17 protein-coding genes, 1 tRNA gene and 1 pseudogene are annotated in these 16,005 nt (G+C 69.6%); 4 read left to right on the top strand and 15 right to left on the bottom strand.

Translation table 11 applies throughout. The features are described 5' to 3' along the window. Positions 1–9: 9 nt before the first annotated feature. The 6 genes from BIV04_RS03145 to BIV04_RS03125 all read right to left on the bottom strand — a co-directional run bounded on the left by BIV04_RS03145 (position 10) and on the right by BIV04_RS03125 (position 4,236). Positions 10–1,674 carry a hypothetical protein gene (locus tag BIV04_RS03145; protein WP_071254030.1) on the bottom strand — a complete coding sequence of 555 codons (1,665 nt, stop codon included), beginning with the start codon at positions 1,672–1,674 and terminating at the stop codon, positions 10–12. A 15-nt stretch (positions 1,675–1,689) separates the two neighbouring features. After that, positions 1,690–2,082: a P27 family phage terminase small subunit gene (locus BIV04_RS17495; protein ID WP_369825268.1), complete on the bottom strand. Its 393-nt coding sequence runs from the start codon at positions 2,080–2,082 to the stop codon at positions 1,690–1,692. Positions 2,083–2,202: 120 nt separating this feature from the next. Continuing rightward, positions 2,203–2,556 (bottom strand): hypothetical protein, encoded by a 354-nt coding sequence (locus BIV04_RS03135; protein ID WP_143048519.1) that lies wholly within the window; start codon positions 2,554–2,556, stop codon positions 2,203–2,205. 739 nt (positions 2,557–3,295) lie between these two features. Then, on the bottom strand, positions 3,296–3,463 hold the full coding sequence (locus BIV04_RS16990) for a hypothetical protein (protein ID WP_177174748.1): 168 nt from the start codon (positions 3,461–3,463) through the stop codon (positions 3,296–3,298). 357 nt (positions 3,464–3,820) lie between these two features. Beyond that, positions 3,821–3,892: transfer RNA gene (locus BIV04_RS03130), tRNA-Trp, on the bottom strand. Between the two features lie 98 nt (positions 3,893–3,990). After that, positions 3,991–4,236 (bottom strand): hypothetical protein, encoded by a 246-nt coding sequence (locus BIV04_RS03125; RefSeq protein WP_071254024.1) that lies wholly within the window; start codon positions 4,234–4,236, stop codon positions 3,991–3,993. Between the two features lie 136 nt (positions 4,237–4,372). Between BIV04_RS03125 and BIV04_RS03120 the strand changes: the two genes are divergently transcribed. Together BIV04_RS03120 and BIV04_RS03115 are read left to right on the top strand one after the other, a co-directional pair. After that, positions 4,373–4,645, top strand: coding sequence for a hypothetical protein (locus BIV04_RS03120; protein WP_071254022.1), 273 nt, complete (start codon positions 4,373–4,375; stop codon positions 4,643–4,645). Positions 4,646–4,705: 60 nt separating this feature from the next. Continuing rightward, entirely contained in the window at positions 4,706–5,434 is a 729-nt protein-coding gene (locus BIV04_RS03115) for a hypothetical protein (RefSeq protein WP_143048518.1), read from the top strand. A gap of 61 nt (positions 5,435–5,495) precedes the next feature. Here the strand turns inward: BIV04_RS03115 and BIV04_RS03110 are convergent, their stop codons facing one another. The 5 genes from BIV04_RS03110 to BIV04_RS03095 all read right to left on the bottom strand — a co-directional run bounded on the left by BIV04_RS03110 (position 5,496) and on the right by BIV04_RS03095 (position 9,539). After that, a complete protein-coding gene (locus BIV04_RS03110) occupies positions 5,496–6,026 on the bottom strand; it encodes a hypothetical protein (protein WP_143048517.1) in 531 nt (176 codons plus the stop codon). A 70-nt stretch (positions 6,027–6,096) separates the two neighbouring features. Beyond that, positions 6,097–6,918: a hypothetical protein gene (locus BIV04_RS03105; protein ID WP_071254016.1), complete on the bottom strand. Its 822-nt coding sequence runs from the start codon at positions 6,916–6,918 to the stop codon at positions 6,097–6,099. Positions 6,919–7,152: 234 nt separating this feature from the next. Continuing rightward, positions 7,153–7,326: a helix-turn-helix domain-containing protein gene (locus BIV04_RS16350; RefSeq protein ID WP_255364127.1), complete on the bottom strand. Its 174-nt coding sequence runs from the start codon at positions 7,324–7,326 to the stop codon at positions 7,153–7,155. A gap of 124 nt (positions 7,327–7,450) precedes the next feature. Next, positions 7,451–8,002: an SHOCT domain-containing protein gene (locus BIV04_RS16985; RefSeq protein WP_071254014.1), complete on the bottom strand. Its 552-nt coding sequence runs from the start codon at positions 8,000–8,002 to the stop codon at positions 7,451–7,453. A gap of 118 nt (positions 8,003–8,120) precedes the next feature. After that, entirely contained in the window at positions 8,121–9,539 is a 1,419-nt protein-coding gene (locus BIV04_RS03095) for a recombinase family protein (protein WP_083396085.1), read from the bottom strand. 56 nt (positions 9,540–9,595) lie between these two features. On the opposite strand from BIV04_RS03095, the pseudogene BIV04_RS03090 reads away from it, so the two are divergent. Next, a pseudogene (locus BIV04_RS03090) lies at positions 9,596–9,763 on the top strand (MTH1187 family thiamine-binding protein); the annotation flags it as partial. 194 nt (positions 9,764–9,957) lie between these two features. Then, positions 9,958–11,208 (top strand): MFS transporter, encoded by a 1,251-nt coding sequence (locus BIV04_RS03085; RefSeq protein ID WP_054147546.1) that lies wholly within the window; start codon positions 9,958–9,960, stop codon positions 11,206–11,208. A 206-nt stretch (positions 11,209–11,414) separates the two neighbouring features. Here the strand turns inward: BIV04_RS03085 and BIV04_RS03080 are convergent, their stop codons facing one another. The 4 genes from BIV04_RS03080 to BIV04_RS03065 form a co-directional block, all read right to left on the bottom strand. Continuing rightward, positions 11,415–12,092 (bottom strand): response regulator transcription factor, encoded by a 678-nt coding sequence (locus tag BIV04_RS03080; protein ID WP_043593728.1) that lies wholly within the window; start codon positions 12,090–12,092, stop codon positions 11,415–11,417. 85 nt (positions 12,093–12,177) lie between these two features. Further along, the gene (locus BIV04_RS03075; protein ID WP_071254008.1) at positions 12,178–13,428 is read right to left on the bottom strand and encodes a hypothetical protein; all 1,251 of its coding nucleotides are present in this window, start codon (positions 13,426–13,428) and stop codon (positions 12,178–12,180) included. Continuing rightward, the gene (locus BIV04_RS03070; protein ID WP_071254006.1) at positions 13,425–14,582 is read right to left on the bottom strand and encodes a sensor histidine kinase; all 1,158 of its coding nucleotides are present in this window, start codon (positions 14,580–14,582) and stop codon (positions 13,425–13,427) included. The genes BIV04_RS03075 and BIV04_RS03070 overlap by 4 nt, the downstream gene beginning before the upstream one ends. 175 nt (positions 14,583–14,757) lie before the next feature. Beyond that, positions 14,758–15,957: a homoserine O-acetyltransferase gene (locus BIV04_RS03065; protein WP_071254005.1), complete on the bottom strand. Its 1,200-nt coding sequence runs from the start codon at positions 15,955–15,957 to the stop codon at positions 14,758–14,760. Positions 15,958–16,005: the final 48 nt, after the last annotated feature.

The raw sequence follows: 16,005 nt of genomic DNA, 5'->3' as shown, positions 1-16,005 counted from the left end.
GCGTAGGGCCTAGAAGCCGACGACGCGGCCCTTGGGCTTGCGCCGCTTGGCGTAGCCCTTGTCGGCGAGGACGCGGGAACGGGCCATTCGGGCGAGGATGAGTGATGCCAGGGCGTCGACCTTGAGCGGGGACTCGCGGGTCTCCTTGCCGAAGCTGACGCCCCACCGGTTCGGCCGGCGACGGGCGTTGAGGACGTGGCGGGTGAGGACGTCGTGCGCCTGGATAGTTCCGGCGCCGGGCCCTGCGACGAGGTCGTGGGCTGCCCAGGGCTGGTCGCCGTCGACGATGGCGCGGTGCAGCGTCTCGACGGCGCGGACGGTCTCCATTTGGTGGGCGCGCATGTCGTAGCCGACCGCGTGCTTGGCGGTGGCCTTCACGAGGAGGCGCTCGGAGTGCTCGTCGCGCCAGGCATCGACGTCCGTCTCCCAGTAGGCGACGTCGGCGAAGAAGGCGACGACGTCGAGGGTGGCGAAGGCGTGCTCGACAGCGCCGCGGACCTGGTCCTTCGGGACCTCCCAGCCCTGGCCCTTCGGGCCCTCTGGCTTCTCCCAGATGGCGAGGAGGAAGGCGGCGCCGTCGTCGACGCGGCAGGCCACAAGGGCTGTCGAGTCGTCGGTGAGGGCACCGTCGAAGCCGAGGGTGACCATGTCGCCGGTTGCGTGGCGGGCCTTGGGGTCGCCGAGACGCAGCGGGGCGAGGTCGTCGCGGCGGTTCTTGTGCCACTCGGCAGGTGCAAGCCAGGAGTCGGCGGCGGCGACAATCTGGTTGAGGTAGAAGCGGCGAGACTCTTCGGCGGTCGTGCCCGGGTCATAGACCTCGGCGAGGATGCGCCCGAGGTTGACCCAGTAGGAGTCGCCGTAGGCGGCTATGAGGCCAGCCATGACCTGCTCGGCGTCAGCGAGGTCCAGGTCGGACGGCGCCTCGCGGGAGTCGTAGAGGATGCCGTCGCCGACGGCGCGGCCCTCAAGGATGGCGCGGTGGTCGAGGTAAGACTTCTCGGCGGTGCTGTCGCGGCCGGGCTCGTGAGCGTTGGTGGTCTCGATGGACCGGCCGTCCATCTTGCCGAGGTTGCGACGGATGACGTCGGCGAGGTCGTGGCCGCGGTTCGACTGCGTCCAGTGATGCGTCTCGTCGAGGATGGCGAAGGTGACGCGGCCACCCTCCTGGGTGCTGGCGGAGGCCGTCGCGGGGACGATCTTGCCGCCGCCGGGGAGGAGGATGCGAGTCATGCCGATGTCGACCCCGTAGGCGTCGACGAAGGCCTGGTCGCCGGCCATGGCGCGGATGGCGTCGAGGGTGTTCTTCGTCTGTGCCTCGGAGACGCCGGCGATGACGATCCAGGGGAGGGGCTCGCGGACCCCGAAGGGGTAGCCGTCGTCGTCCCAGCCGCCGAAGCGGGTCGGGCCGCAGAGCTCGGCGAGGGCGATGGCGCCGAGGAAGGGCGACTTGCCCCAGCCCTTCGCGCGGCGGAGGACGGCGCGGCGGTAGCGGAACGTGCCGCGGTCGTCGAGGGCGTAGAACCAGAGGACGAAGTCGCGCTGCTCGGCGGTGAGGCGCATGTACTCCTCGACGCCGTCCGGGCGGAAGAGTGTGGCCTCGATCCAGGCGATGACGCCGTAGCCGAGGGTCTTGATCGAGGGGTCGAAGGGCGGAGACGTCAGAACGGCGTGCATCGACCCTCCTCGGGACTAGAAGGGGGCGCTCGCTTCCCGGATCGGGGTGACGGTGGCGGGTCGGCTGGACCAGCGCTTGCCGGCGAGGGCGGCTCCGCCCGCGGATGCGGCGCTGCGGCCGCCGAGCTCGAGCGAGCGGATGACGTCGAGGGCCTGTTTCCGGTACTGGCGTACCTCGGCGACGAGCGGGTGGGCGACGGGCTGGCCCTGGGAGCCTGCGACGACGAAGCCCTCGGTGTCGATGACGACCTGCATGGCGTCGGCCTGACTCAGTAGGTCACAGGCGCCGTAGAGGCCCGTTAGCTTCGCCTTTTCGAGCCCAGGAGAGGCCTCTAGGACCTCCCGGAAGGCCCTTTTTGCGGGTGCCGACCAGCCCTGACGGCCGCGTGGGGTCGCGGAATCCGGCATGTGACACCCCCTGAAAGCTCGGGCAAAACGGAGATGCATGCGCATCGACTGGCAGACGCTATGCCGGGTCGGGCTGGAGGCCAGGGGGGTACCGGGGGTACCTGGGCACCCCCGGTCGGATCAAATCGGAACCGAGGCCCGAGCGAACGTGCTCGTAACGCGTTCGACAGTCACGGGCATGAAATGGGGAAGCAACTGACGGTAGATCTTGGCGGCGCGCTCGCCGCGGAGGCGAACTCGGAACGTCGCCTTGGTCCAGTTCCCCGCAGCGTTCGGGTGCTGCTCGAGTCTTCTAGGCGGAGCGGTCTGAAGGTAGGAAGCTACGCGCTCCATCATTGCCTCGTCGGCGTTCTCAACTTCGAGGGCCACGCGTCGAGGTCGGTCATGCTCTCCAGGAAAACCCCTCGTCTCGGGATAGATTGCCCCGTCCGTTTCGATGACACCGATGAGCCAGCCGAGCTCCAGGTCAGTCAAGCCTGGCTGGAGACCGGGGCAGTCGCGAGGTAGGGGTGGCGTCCGGGGGGCGGCCCGTTCAAAGTCCCGTCGAGTCGGCCGGTATCCAAGGCCCAGGCGGACGCTCACTTTGCAGGCGTCGGAACAAACGTGCCTTCGACTCTCTGAGTGGCCGGCATGACTAACCGACTGCTGACCGCAGACCCAGCAGGGGAGCCGACGAAGCCGCCGCCCGCCTGTCGATCGGCATTCGTCGCAGGACTTCGGAGCCTGGCCTCGAGTGAGGGCTCGATCGAAGTGCTGGGCGCACACCTCGCACGCCCGCACTTCCCGCAGGTGCGTCGGCTCGCAGCCTTGCGGGCAGCGAGTGGCACGGTTGCCGCGGCGGCGGTCGTGCTGCCAGGTGGCGGAGCAGAGGGTGCAGGTGTAGTCAGTGGTCACGCTATAGGAGGGGGCCGAAGCCCGGGATGCTGCTCGGCGGATCGCTGTCGGAGCGGGCGAGGTCGACGAGCTGCAGCGCCTTCGGCACTGGACTTACGAGCGTGGTGCCAACGACACAGAGCTTGCAGGTTGTCGAGCGAGTGGTCGTCGCCGGGTTCGACGTGGTCGACCTGGTTGGCGAGCTCACCGCATGGCACGCCGAGCGAGTCGCGGGCCTGGCATCGGTAGCTGTCACGACGCAGCACGCGCACACGGCGAGTCGACCAGTCACTCGGCAGGCGATCCTTGCGGTCGCTGCTCGGGTCGAGAGTCCACGCCACTACAGCGCCGCTGCCCGCTGGAAGCCGACGACCCGGGGGGTCTCGTCGGCGAGGGGGTGGTCGCTGCTGCGGGGGGAGGGGGTGTCGCTCGAGGGGGCGGGGTCCTTCTCGTCAAGGCCCAGGGCCAAGCGGAAGGTGAGGCGCCCGATGGACACGTAGACCTGCATGGTGCCTCCTCGTGCGGGAACGACGAAGCCCCGGCGTGTCCTCGTCGTGGAGGGCAGCGCCGGGGCTGTGGGCCGAGGAGACCGGGGGAGGTGGTCGTCGAACTCGGCAAGGCCCACCCGCCCGACGTGGTCGCCGGCGTCGAGGTGGGTATCTGTGAAGTAGGTGCGCCACCCACGCACGCAGGCCGGTGGCTCTCCGAGGGGCCGCACCGTGATCCGCCGGGTCATGGGCTCTCACAGGGCGGGAGGCAAGGAAATGCCCTCAGAGGTCCGTCGAGTCGGCGGGTGACTGGGCCGCGTGGTTCTCGACGAAGACAGCTAGAGCCGGTGACTCCCCGTGGAGGGACCGGCTCTGCGCACACCCCCGAGGAGTCGAACCTCGGACGCGCGGTTTTGGAGACCGCCGCTCTACCGCTGAGCTAGGGGCATAGGCGGGAGAGCCCACCTGTCGGCCACCCCTAGGGGCGCGGCTCGGGCAGGGTAGTTCTCTCCCTAACTGAGGAGGGGGCCGTGGGTGTGACAAGCAATCACGAGGCCCGTGCGCGGCACCTCCGGCAGCGGGAGGTCAGGCCGTCGTCCTTGCGCGCGTCCTGGCCGAACGCCGAGAAGGGCTTGCGCTCGCCGCAGCGGGCGCAGGTCTTCCCGGCCGTGGCCTGACGGCGGGCCAGCACGGCGAGAGCTGACGCGGCCAGGGTGCCGCGCTCGTCGTCGTACTGGTCCGCCGCCGCTCGGACGCGCTCTTCGGGGGTGTTGGTTGCTGCAATCGGTGTCATTGTGTGCGGCGTCCAGCCGTGCCCCGGCCTGTAGCGCGCGGGGCGTGAGATATTGTTGACGCGTGTCGGTCAACAGATGTAATATATGCTGACAAGCGCTCGAAACTGGCGAGCGCCCTGAGTGAACGGACCCGACATGGCTGTTGTGCTGCTTTCGTACGACCTGAACGTCCCTGGGCAGAAGTACGAACAACTGATCGAGAAGATCAAGGCGCTGGGAACTTGGGCCCACCCGCTGAAGTCGGTGTGGCTGGTCGCTGGACCGACGCTGACCGCCTCTGGGGTCTTCACGGATCTTCGCAAAATCATTGACAACAGCGATCGTCTCATGACCGTCGACGTCACTGGTGAAACTATCTACGGCTGGCTAAATAAAGACGTGAACGCCTGGATTTCACGGAACCTCTGAGCCCAATGTGGACGCGCCCTCGCCGCTTTAGGCTGCTCGAATAGCCCTAGGCTCCAGGACATGGCAAACCCTGCAACCGCCCTCGCCGACCTTCTCGAATCTTGGACCATGGCAGGCGTACGGCCGCGAGACGTGAGAGACCAGGAGTCCGAGTCGGAGGCCGCCTTTTGGCGTGGTCAAGCCGCAGCGGTGGCCGCGGTCAAGGACGTCGACGCCGCAGTTGAGTCTTTGCGCGCCGCCGGCGCAGACGTTCGGGCCTATGAGCCCTACGTCACAACGTGGTACGCCGCAGTCTTTTCTGAAGACTATCCATGGAGCCAGCCGGCCAACGCGCCGGCAGTATCCCAGAACTCTCTCCTCGCCCTGAGGGGGCTCGCGACGACACTGCAGTTCGCGCGGCCGAGTGTGCCAGGCGCGGTGGCCGCTCGCGCGAACCTCCGCGGGCTTGTTTCCGAAGCCCGCGAGGCCCTCCATGCCAACAGTGACGAGCTGGATGCGGCCGAGCTGCAGTACGTCTTTACGCTGCTCACTAGCGTGGACACTCTTCTTGCCGAGACGGCCGTACTCGGCGAGTCCAACCTGCGGGAACACATCGATCGACTCAACGGGGCTTTGGTATCCGTCGCCGCCAAGCTTCGGGCGGATGGGCACGAGGAGGCCGGAAACAAGCTCTGGGGCGTCGCCCTGAACATCGTCGGCGTCTACCGCGGCTTGCTCAATGACGCCGGGCAGTGGGCCGCAATCGCCTCGGTCATGCTGCAGCAGCTAACTGACGGCTCGGGTTCCTGACTCAAGGCGCATACACGGACTGTGTTCGATGCCTCCTACAAGCCGACCCTAGGCGGACTTGCTAGCCCGCCTTGCGAACGCCGAGGACGACGAACTTGCCGCCGGTCGAGCGTTTCCGCATGTAGCCGCGCTCCTCGAGCGCGCGGTAGAAGCGCTGATTTGACCAGCGCCGAAGCTCGATCAGTCGGTGCTCGGCGGCGTACGCCTCGAACGCCGCGAAGAGGACGGGCGCTTCCATCCGGCTAGCCGGGTCCGGCACGTAGACGCCCGGCAGGAAGCCCTCGAGCACGTCCGTCGCCTTTTGAGGCACGGGGGGTGTACTCCAGCCGATCATGGGAACCGAGGGCTCGTCGAGATCGCGGGCCACGCGGTAGACATCGGCGCCACCCTTTCGCCAGCGGAGGCCGAGCACGAGGTCGGCCTCGCTGTAGAAGGTGCCGCGTCCTAGTGGAGTGACGCCGTATTCAGAAGCCGATGCTTCGTACGCCGCCTTCACGTCGCTCGCCTTGTGCGTGCCGAGGGGGTACGTGCTGAGGAACACCTGGGCGTGGGCATGCTGACGGCGGTGGCGCGGAGAGGGTTGGGGGCTCATGAGGACTCCTTCGTTGGTAGACGTCGCGAACTGGGACACATATAGAGAGGGCCGGGGAGGTCCTGGCTGCTCAGAGACGAGCGCTATGGGGCTCGCTGAGCTGGCCGCTAGGGACGACGTAGTAGCGGGCGCCGTGGCGGTCCCGGCGGGGTCGACCGAAGACCTCGGTCGCGACTGCGAGCAGGACGCGACGGCGGGGCACGAGAGCGGGCGGACTCTTGTCGTCCTCAGGGTCTAGGTGCTCGCCGGTGCTCGCGAGCTCGCCGAGTGCGGCCGCCGCCTGTTCAGCGAGCTCGACGGCTCCAATGCGCTCACCGGGCTCTGCCAAGAAGCCTTCGCCGTCGGCATTTGTGAGCCACCACCGCGCTGAGGCCTCCTCGTCGCCGCGGATGCGCGCCCGGTGGTCGGCGCGGACCTGCGCAGAGGTGCGAGGTGGGCCAGCGGGCTTGGCCTCGCGCGGCGGCGTCCACTCGGGGAGGACGTCGCGCCAGCAGAGGGCGCGGACCGTGTCGGCGAGGTAGGCGTCGACCTTGGGTGTGCTGCCGGCAGCGAGGAGGCGCCGGACGTCGGCGTAGGGACGGCCGGCGTCCGCGCGGTCGGGCAGGGCCTCGAGTGCGGCGCGGAGCTCGGTGACGAGCGTGGCGTGCGTGATGGGGGCCGGGGTGCCGCCGGTTGAGGCCAGGATGGCCGCGCGGTCGCGGTAGAGCCTACGGCCGGTCTCGAGGAGAGGGCGGGCGAAAGTCTCGGCGAGGACGAGAGGGGACGGGTACTCGACGGTCAGGCCGAGCCCATTGTCCTCAAGGCGCTCTTGACACGGGCGACGAGGGTCGCGGGGTGGGCGGTAGGCGCCGCCGTCGCGAAGGGCGGCGAGGCGGTCTGCGGGCGTGGGCATCGGGCTCCTTAGGGTTATTGACGGCGCCAAGGTCGGATCGGGGTGGTAGATGTGACCGGAACCTGTCCGAGTGATGTCTTCCTTCGTCAACGGCCTTCTCTGTAGGAGAGAAGAACGTCTTAAGGAACTAACGGGACACAGGAAGTTGGTGTCACTCGGACAAGTTCCGGTCGCATGCGACAGCCGCGCCCGGCGCTCCTCCGCGAGGGGACCTCGTGCTTGCCGGCCTCGGCGTCACGCCGTCAGCCCCGCGACGTAGGCCTCGAGGTCAGCGTGCCGGATGCGCCGCAGCCGGCCGACATGAACAGAGGGGATCTCGGCGTCGAGTAGTTCGTAGAGCTTTGAGCGGCTGATGCCGAGGAGCTTGGCGGCATGTTCGGGGGTGTAGAGCATGGGTGCGGTTTGCACAGCAGCCTCCGGAGGTGGACGTAAGTGGACGTAGGAGGAGGGGGCCAGGCGAGGGTGCGGTGCTCAGTAATGACGAAAGCCCCCTGGCGGGTTGCCAGGGGGCTTGGGGGTGGGGCGGGTCTAGCTACATGCGGGCGAGGATCTCGGCCTTTTTCGAGTCGAACTCCTCCTGGGTGAGGATGCCGGCCTGGCGCAGCCCATCGAGCTGCTGGAGCTGGGCACCGAGGTCGGGAGCGGCAGGGGCCACGGGAGCGACAGGAGCCGGTGCGGGCGCGGGTGCCGCGGGGGCTGCGACGGGCGTGGTCGCCGCCTCCACGCCACCGAGGATGAGCTGCTGCAGGAGGGCGCGCACGTTCTTCGCCTCGGCGTGCGAGACGCGGAAGTCGATCGTGTTGCCGGAGGTGATGACCGAAACAACCGTGTTGAGGATGCCGTCGCGACGGGTCGTGACGCTGCTGATGTTCTTGATGGGAATCATCTCCGTCCCCGTCTTGCCGCCCTTGACGCCGGTTGCCAGCATGCTCATGCCCGCCGTCATGACGCCAGCGGTGATCTTCGCCGCCGAGATGCCGCGAGGCCGCTCCCACTCGACGCGGTCGGGCCAGATCTCTACGCGGGCGTTCTTGCCGGCGATGTGAGAGGTGAAGGTGAGCAGCGGGGTCGTCGTCGTAGTCATGAGGCTCCTTCGTGATCGTCGACCAGATTAACTGAAGGGTTTCATACCAGCAGCCCCTTTTTGGGGGCGTTCGGGCCGACGGATTCCGCGAGCGTCTAACTGTTCCGGTGCGGCGTTGCTAGTCGCCGTGCCCCACGCTGATAGAGACTCGAGCGGGGTCCCACAGCCCCCGACGCTTCGCCGGCGCAACTTCGACGACCACTCCGGCCGCGAGGAGCATCTCCCGACGATCGAGCCATTCCGTGCGGTCCCAACGGTCCGCGAAGGTTTCGTCGGTCTCGACGAGCTCTACGGTCGGCTCGACGGGTTCGGCGTCGAGCCGAGCGCGCTCAGCCTGCAGTCGTGCGAGGCGCGCAACGAGCGCACCGACGTCGGCGCCGGGCTCTCGCATGGCGTCGGTGGTCTCCCGGATGGCCTCCTCCAGGCCGGCGAGGTGTGCGACATCGCGCTGCGTGATGACCTTCTCGGTAACGAGGTAGCGCCCCACTAGCGCAAGGAACTTCCGGCCGACCTCGTCCTCGACGCGGTCACATTCGACGGCGATCCCGCCGGCGCACACCCGGCCCTGGGCGGCTGCAGCACACGCGTAGATCGGTCGGGCAGGTGCGGGGCGCTGTTTCACGATGAGGTTGCCGCCGCACCCGGGGCAAGTGAGAAAGCCAGACAGCATTCTGGAGGCACGGCGCCGCTGGCGGCCCTGACGGGTGGCTTCGGCGCGCCCAGGCGTGGGCTTCCAGTCGGTGATCACGCGCAGCCGCTCGACGTCCGCGACGCTTAGAATGGGCTCCCAGAAGACGATCGGCAGCCCCGTCTCGTCGTCGCGGAGAATCTCGCCGCGGGCCTTGACACGCCCCAGCACAGCGTTCGAGCGGAGCATCCGCTGCAGTGCCGTCGGCCCCCACTGTTCCGCACGCCGGGGCTTGATGCCATCGGCGTTCAGTCGAGCGCAGGCGGCGTAGACCGACGAGCCGGCCAGTACCTCGTCGGCAACGCGCCGGACGGCTGCCGCCTCTTTGGGCTCCGGCTCCAGCGCACGGCCTACGCCGTCCGGATGCGGGATGGAGCGATACCCGTAGGGCACAACCCCGCCGGGAAAGCGCCCAACCTTTCGCAGGTGCTCCTGTGACGCCGAGACGCGAAGGCCGATGGTCTTGGCCTCCATGCTGGCGAACACCTGCAGGATCTCGACCATGGCGCGACCCATCGGCGAGGTCGTGTCGAGGGACTCCGTCGCCGAGATGATCTGCAGCCCCTCGTCGAGGAGGACGCCGACGTCTACGACGGATCGGACGAGTCGGTCAAGACGCCAGACCATGACTGCGTCGGCCGTGCCTTCGGCGATGCGTGCACGGACCCGGCGCAGGCCTGGGCGGTCGAGGCGGCTGCGGCTGGCCGAGACGTCGACGTCCTCAACGATCTCGACGAGGTTGAGTCCGCGCAACTCGCACGTCTTCTCTATGAGCTGTCGCTGGCGGGTGATGGACGTGGATTCTTCGCGTGAAGCACGAGAGAGTCGCACGTATCCGACAATTTTCATGTGGGCCTCTTTCTTAGGTCTCAGAAGGAGGGGGCCAAGTGTCTTCTTCTGCTCGCGAGGGCGAGTGGGACGAGGTGATGGCCGTCGTCAAGGCCGCCACCGAGGCCGTCGGTGCCTTCGGCTCGCGCGTCTCGCTCGTGCTCAAGGCCGACATCCGACCGGGCCGCACCGGCGAGCTGACCGGCAAGGTCGAACGGCTCGAAGCGGCGCTCGGCGACGCCTGACGCCGATCGGCCCTTGAGTTCGACCTCCCGGGTCGTAGACTGGTCCCTGCATCGCGCGGTCGAATCGATACGACCCGGCGTCGAGCACCCGCCCGGGTGGCGACGGCGCCCTCGGGCCCGCGCCCCTCCCAGCTCGACGGCGAGCCGTGGCAGGCTCCCTCGCTGACACCCCTCGAACTCGAAGGCCCTCGCTCGTGACCCACCTCTCCCGCCGTCGTCGCACGGCCGCCCTGATCGCCCTCGCCCTGGGAGGCTTCGGCATCGGTTCCACCGAGTTCGTCGCCATGGGCCTGCTGCCGAACATGGCCGGCGATCTGCTGCCCGACCTGTACTCCCGGTCGGCGGACGCCGGCATCGCCCAGGCCGGCTGGCTGATCAGCGCCTACGCCCTCGGCGTCGTCGTCGGGGCCCCGACCATCGCCGCGATGTCGTCGCACTTCCCGAAGAAGAAGCTGCTCCTCGCCCTGCTCGCCGCCTTCACGGTCGGCACGATCGCCTCGGCCCTGCTGCCGTCGTTCGGCTGGGTGCTCGCCGCCCGCTTCGCCGCGGGCCTGCCGCACGGCGCCTACTTCGGCATCGCGTCCATCGTCGCCGCGTCGATCATGGGCCCCGGCAACCGAGGCAAGGGCGTCGCGCTCGTGCTCAGCGGCCTGACGATCGCGAACGTCATCGGCGTTCCCTCGATCACCTGGCTCGGCCAGCAGTCCGGCTGGCGGGTCGCCTACCTCGCGGTCGCCCTCATCTTCGCGCTGACCTTCGTCGCCGTCGCCTTCGCCGTGCCGCACCAGGACGGCGACGCCTCCGCCTCGATGAAGCGCGAACTGCGCGCGTTCAAGCAGCCCCAGGTGTGGCTCGTGATGGGCATCGGAGCCATCGGCTTCGGCGGGTTCTTCGCGGTCTACAGCTACATCGCCAACGCCGTCACCGAGGGAGCGGGCGTCTCCGAGGGCATCGTGCCCTGGGTGCTCGTCACGGTCGGCGTCGGCATGACCATCGGCAACCTGCTCGGCGGCTGGCTCGCCGACCGCTCGCTCAAGCTCGCCATGTACCTCGGCTTCGTCGGCCTCATCGCCGCCCTCTCGGCCTACGCGCTCACCTCGAGCTCGATCGTCGGCATCTTCGTCAGCACGTTCTTCGTCGGCCTCGTCGGCTCGAGCGTCGGCCCGTCGGTGCAGTCCCGCCTGATGGAGGTCGCAGGCGAGAGCCAGGTCATCGGCGCCGCCCTAAACCACTCGGCCATGAACCTCGGCAACAGCTTCGGCGCCTACCTCGGTGGCGCGGTCATCGCGGCCGGCCTCGGCTTCTCGGCACCCGGATGGGTCGGCGTCGTGCTCGCCCTCGCCGGAGTCGTCCTCACCATGATCAGCTTCGGCATGCAGCGGGTCGACGACCGACGCGGTGCGGCCCGGGCCACGGCCGCCGAACGCGAGTCGGTCTCGGCGTAGGCGTCCTCGGGCCGCCGGCCCGCGCCTCCTCGTCTGCTCGCGACACGGGGCTGTCGGCGCGCTCGGGTTCGGCCCGCTCGGCGTGTCGAAGCGCGGTCCGTCGCGAGCGGCACGGGAACCACCGGCCGAGGAGGCGCGGGTAGCGCAGACGACGAACGGCCCGGCCCGCGAGGGGGCCGGGCCGTGCTCCGGGGTGACGCCGGGCGTCAGAAGCTGGTCTGGGCCGGGGTGTCGGTCTGCAGCAGGATGCCGTCCTGGATGGCGCGCTTCCGGAGGGCGACCTTCGTGCCCACGTCGTAGCCGGCCACCCGGTACTTCTCGCGGATGCGCTTGAGGTAGCTCTTCGCGGTCTCTTCGCTGATGCCGAGCTGGTAGGCGACGGCCTTGACCGGCTCGCCGCCGCCGTAGAGCGCCATCACGCGGCGTTCCTGTGCGCTGAGCTTCGGCACGCCGCCGACCTCGGCGGCGTTGAGGGCCAGGTCGAGCTCGGCCGAGATGTACGACTCGCCCTTGGCGGCCGAGCGGATCGCCTCGACGATCATCTCGGCGTCCTCGCTCTTGACGAGGTAGCCCAGGGCGCCGGCGGCGAGGGCCTCACGCACCACGTTGGGCTCGGAGTAGGTGCTCATCAGGACGGTCTTGACGCCCGTCGTCTTGAGCGTGTTGATCTTCAACGAGATCGGGATGTTGTCCTTGAGGTCGAGGTCGAGCAGCACGACGTCGACCGGGAACTCGGGGTGGGTGAGCAGCTCGGGCCAGGACGCGACCGCGGCGACCATCGAGATGTCGCTCGCGGCACCACGGATCCACTCGCTGAGGGCGCCCAGGAGCATCTTGTGGTCGTCTACGAGGGCGAGGCGGATGCGGTCGTCGTGGTCTGACACGTCGGGACCTTCTTTCAGGACGGTGTGGGGTTCATGCTACGGGCGGGGGTGGTGATCGGGCCGGGCCACGCGGGCGCTCGGCGGCTCAGGCCTCGGCGGGGTTGTCCACGATGCAGCTGACCGAGATCTTGACGCTCGATTCGTGGGACGACACGACGTACTCCCCGGCGCGCTCGAGGGCGTTCCAGGTGGCCGGGGTGACGCGGTTGCGCCGGATGCCCGTCGTCGAGATCACCACGGGGACGCACACGCTGCGACCGGCGAACGACTGGGACGCGGCGGTCACGGGGCCGAGGGCCAGCTGGATGGTCGTGCCCGGTGCGCGGCTCTTCGAGTCGCCGAGCAACAGCCAGACGCCCTGCAGCAGGCCGTCGCGCTGTGCCGGGGCGAGCAGGCCGGCCAGCGACGACGGGTCGACCAGCGTGACCGACCGGCCGAGGTACTCGGACTCGGTGACCGCGTGGTGCAGCCAGGTCTCGCGCCGGCCCTCGATCAGGTGCAGACGGAGTTCGGTGGCCAGCGACGCCGCCTGCGAGGCGACCTTGGGCGAGAGCGGCAGCGGCACGTCGCCGTTCGCGACGCCGTCGAGCAGCTTCTCGGCCGCGAGGTCGAGCCGCGCCAGTTCGTCGCTCGCGAGCATGCCCACCGCGAAGCGGGGCTGCGACACGTTGCTCTGCACGAGCACCCGGTCGAGCTCGACCTGCACCATGCGGCGGAACCGGTGCACCGCGAAGGTGGCGATGGCACTCGGCAGGACGGCCAGGGCCACGACGGTGATCTGCTGCGGGCCCGAGTCGCTGGTGACGGGAGTCGAGAGCGCCACCATGACGACGAGCGCCACGAACAGCAGGGCGGTGGCGATGACGACCTCGCGCACGGGCCTCAACGTGACGATCGGCAGCAGGCCGAAGCCGACGGCCACGCTCGAGGTGGCGTAGGCGCCGACGTCGTGCAGGGGCCAGATCGCGACGAAGTCGAGCGCGACGACGACGGCGAGGACGACCCCGATCACCGCGAACACCCCCGTGGTGAGCCTCTCGCCTCGCACGGTGACGAGCACGGCCGTGCCGATGAAGGTCGCCACGTACAGCAGCCACGAGATCAGGACGGGGGCGACGTCGGGATAGGACGACAGATGGCTGAGGAAGAACGCGAGGCCGTACACGGCCTGGAGTGCCGCGACCACGGCCGCGCCGACGCCGAGGTAGCCGGTCCCGAGGGTCGCTCCCGCCGCTCGCGCCTGGCGCAGCGAGCGCGCGCCGGTCGAACTGATCGGCAGGCCCCGGGCGGCCCGGCGGCCCCGGACGACTCCGAGGGTGTTCTCGTCGATGCTCATCGCGGGGCCTCCAGGACGACGGTGGTCCCCGACCCGGGGGACGAGAAGAGGCGCGCGCTGCCGCCGACCTCGTGCAGCCGACCGACGACGGACTCCTTGAAGCCCAGGCGTTCTTCGCTGATGCCGGCGAGGTCGAAGCCGACACCGGCGTCGGTGACCATGGCGCGCACCATCGAGTCGTCGTGGATGATCGTGACGTGCGCCTCGGTCACCCCGGCGTGACGTCGCACGTTCTCGAGGCACTCGGCGAGGGCCAGCAGGAAGGCGTCGAGCACGTGCGTGGGCAGCAGCACCTGTCCGGTGCCGTGCCAGCTCACCTCGAGGCCCATGCGGCCGAAGCGCTGCTTGACCGACTCGAGGGTCTGGCCGAGCGGGGACTCCTCGACCGTCTCGAGGCTGTAGTCGCCCGAGGCCTGTGGCTGGGGGGTGCCGCCGAGACGGAGGTGGCGCAGAAGGCGGGCGTCCTCGGCGGCCTGGTCCTGCAGGGCCTGGGGCGTGACGCCGAAGCCCGAGTGGGCGAGCAGGGTCAACGTCGCCAGCACCGTGTCGTGCAGCAGGCGGGCGCCCTGTCGTCGTTGCGCCTCGGTCTCGCTGGCCTGGCGTTCGGCCCGGTGGGCGTTGCCGATGCTGTAGATGCGGCGGGCCGCCAGGGGCACGGCGCGCCCGAGCCAGAGGCCCGTCACGAAGCAGGAGACCCAGCCGAGCAACACGGCCGCGACCGGGAAGGTGAAGAGCGAACCGGTGGCCAGGGCCACCAGGGTGAGCTCGACGACGAAGGCCACGATCGCCGTGGTCAGTCGCGGTCGGCTCGACGAGAGCATCAGGCTGAAGGCGGCGGTCGCACCGCCGGCCAGGGGGATGATCGCGGTCGCGAGCGGGCCGTCGTCCGGCCCGCCGGCGGGCAACAGGGCCACCACGGTCGCGGCGATGCCCGAGGACAGCCCGACGGGGACCCAGACACGGGCACGGGGCCCGGTGACGAAGAGCAGCGACACGACGAGCAGCGCGACGAGCGGGGCGATGGCCGCGAGGTGCAGGGGGTCGGTCACGCCGGGGATCGCCAGGGCCACGATGGAGACCGCCGCGCAGGCGAGCCCCAGGGTGCTGGTCGTGCTGCTGAGCAGACGATCGCGCTCTTGGGCGAAGATGTCCATGATTCGTGAGTGGCTTCCGACGGTGGCGTCACGGATGCCGGGTGGCTGGTGACTCCTCATGTTTTCACACCCAGCCCCCTCTCAGGGGGTCGTGCAGGGCCCGAATCGCCGATCGGCGAGGTAACGATCCGGTCGCGACGCCGAACTGTACCCCGCGGTGTCCACCGAACTGGGGTCAGTCGAGCAGGCGGCGCAACTGGGCGCCCACCGCGTCGCCCTCGATGAGGAATCCGTCGTGCCCGTAGGGGCTCTCGACCACGGCCACGTCGTCGCCGTCCAGCCCGTGCCGCAGGTGTCGTGCGATCACCCGCTGGTCGGACACGGGGAAGAGCCGGTCGCTGTCGACGCCGAGCACGAGCGTCCGGGCCGTGATGCGGTTCAGGGCCGCCGCCACGCCACCCCGGTCGCGTCCGACGTCGTGCGAGTTCATCGCGCCCAGCAGGGTCACGTAGCTGCCCGCGTCGAAACGCCGGGTGAACTTGTTGCCGTGGAAGTCGAGGTAGCTCTCGACCTGGAACCGCCCCGGACCGCCCAGCGGCGAGATCTCGCTCTGCCAGCTGCGACCGAACCGGGCGTTCAGCTCGTCGGGCGAGCGGTAGTTGAGCAGGGCCATCCGCCGGGCGAGGGCGAGGCCGCGGTAGGGGCCGTCGACGGAGTCGTAGTAGTCCCCGCCGTCGAAGGCGGCGTCCATCCGGATCGCCTCGTACTGCACCGTGTTCAAGGCGATCTGGTCGGCGCTCACGACCGGCGGCGCGGCCAGCACGGCGAGCCGGGCGACGCGCGAAGGATGCGTGATCGCCCATTCGAGGGCGTGCATGCCGCCCATCGACCCGCCGACGACCGCGGCCCATCGCTCGATGCCGAGGCGGTCGGCCAGCGCCGCCTGGGCGGCGACCTGGTCGCGGATCGTCAGGTGGGGGAACCTCGACCCCCACTCGACGGCGTCCGGCGCGAACGACGAGGGGCCGGTGCTGCCCTGGCAGCCCCCGAGCACGTTCGGTGCGACGACGAACCAGCGGTCGGTGTCGATCGCGAGCCCCGGGCCGACGACGCCGTTCCACCAGCCCGCCGTGGGGTGGCCGGGGCCGGCCGCGCCGACGACGTGGCTGTCGCCCGTCAGGGCGTGCGAGACGAGCACGGCGTTGCCACGGTCGGCGTCGAGCTCGCCCCAGGTCTCGTAGGCGAGCCGCGGTCGGGGAAGCGTGGCGCCGCTCTCGAGCACGAGGTCGTCGAGTGCCTCGAACGACCGGCCTCCGGGATCGTCGCCGTCGCGCCAGGCGCCCGTGACCGGCGGGCGGCCGAGCATCGCCAGGCGCGTGCGCTCGCTGATGACGCTCGACGGGACGGTGTCCTCGGGTGTGCTCTGCCAGTCCATGTGACGTCCATCCTGGACGAGCCGGGGAGGCGCGGTGCGTTTGTTACG

Source organism: Frigoribacterium sp. MCBA15_019, from assembly GCF_001864945.1.
In the GTDB taxonomy this organism is placed as follows: domain Bacteria; phylum Actinomycetota; class Actinomycetes; order Actinomycetales; family Microbacteriaceae; genus Frigoribacterium.
The sequence above is the reverse complement of the archived record's forward strand: the minus strand, read 5'-3'. Positions and strand labels throughout refer to the sequence as shown.

Bases quoted from the DNA above. Each gene is read 5' to 3' on its own strand.
- BIV04_RS03145 (WP_071254030.1), bottom strand. From the start codon at position 1,674: ATGCACGCCGTTCTGACGTCTCCGCCCTTCGACCCCTCGATCAAGACC.
- BIV04_RS17495 (WP_369825268.1), bottom strand. From the start codon at position 2,082: ATGCCGGATTCCGCGACCCCACGCGGCCGTCAGGGCTGGTCGGCACCC.
- BIV04_RS16990 (WP_177174748.1), bottom strand. From the start codon at position 3,463: ATGCAGGTCTACGTGTCCATCGGGCGCCTCACCTTCCGCTTGGCCCTG.
- BIV04_RS03125 (WP_071254024.1), bottom strand. From the start codon at position 4,236: ATGACACCGATTGCAGCAACCAACACCCCCGAAGAGCGCGTCCGAGCG.
- BIV04_RS03120 (WP_071254022.1), top strand. From the start codon at position 4,373: ATGGCTGTTGTGCTGCTTTCGTACGACCTGAACGTCCCTGGGCAGAAG.
- BIV04_RS03115 (WP_143048518.1), top strand. From the start codon at position 4,706: ATGGCAAACCCTGCAACCGCCCTCGCCGACCTTCTCGAATCTTGGACC.
- BIV04_RS03110 (WP_143048517.1), bottom strand. From the start codon at position 6,026: ATGAGCCCCCAACCCTCTCCGCGCCACCGCCGTCAGCATGCCCACGCC.
- BIV04_RS03105 (WP_071254016.1), bottom strand. From the start codon at position 6,918: ATGCCCACGCCCGCAGACCGCCTCGCCGCCCTTCGCGACGGCGGCGCC.
- BIV04_RS16985 (WP_071254014.1), bottom strand. From the start codon at position 8,002: ATGACTACGACGACGACCCCGCTGCTCACCTTCACCTCTCACATCGCC.
- BIV04_RS03095 (WP_083396085.1), bottom strand. From the start codon at position 9,539: ATGAAAATTGTCGGATACGTGCGACTCTCTCGTGCTTCACGCGAAGAA.
- BIV04_RS03075 (WP_071254008.1), bottom strand. From the start codon at position 13,428: ATGAGCATCGACGAGAACACCCTCGGAGTCGTCCGGGGCCGCCGGGCC.
- BIV04_RS03070 (WP_071254006.1), bottom strand. From the start codon at position 14,582: ATGGACATCTTCGCCCAAGAGCGCGATCGTCTGCTCAGCAGCACGACC.
- BIV04_RS03065 (WP_071254005.1), bottom strand. From the start codon at position 15,957: ATGGACTGGCAGAGCACACCCGAGGACACCGTCCCGTCGAGCGTCATC.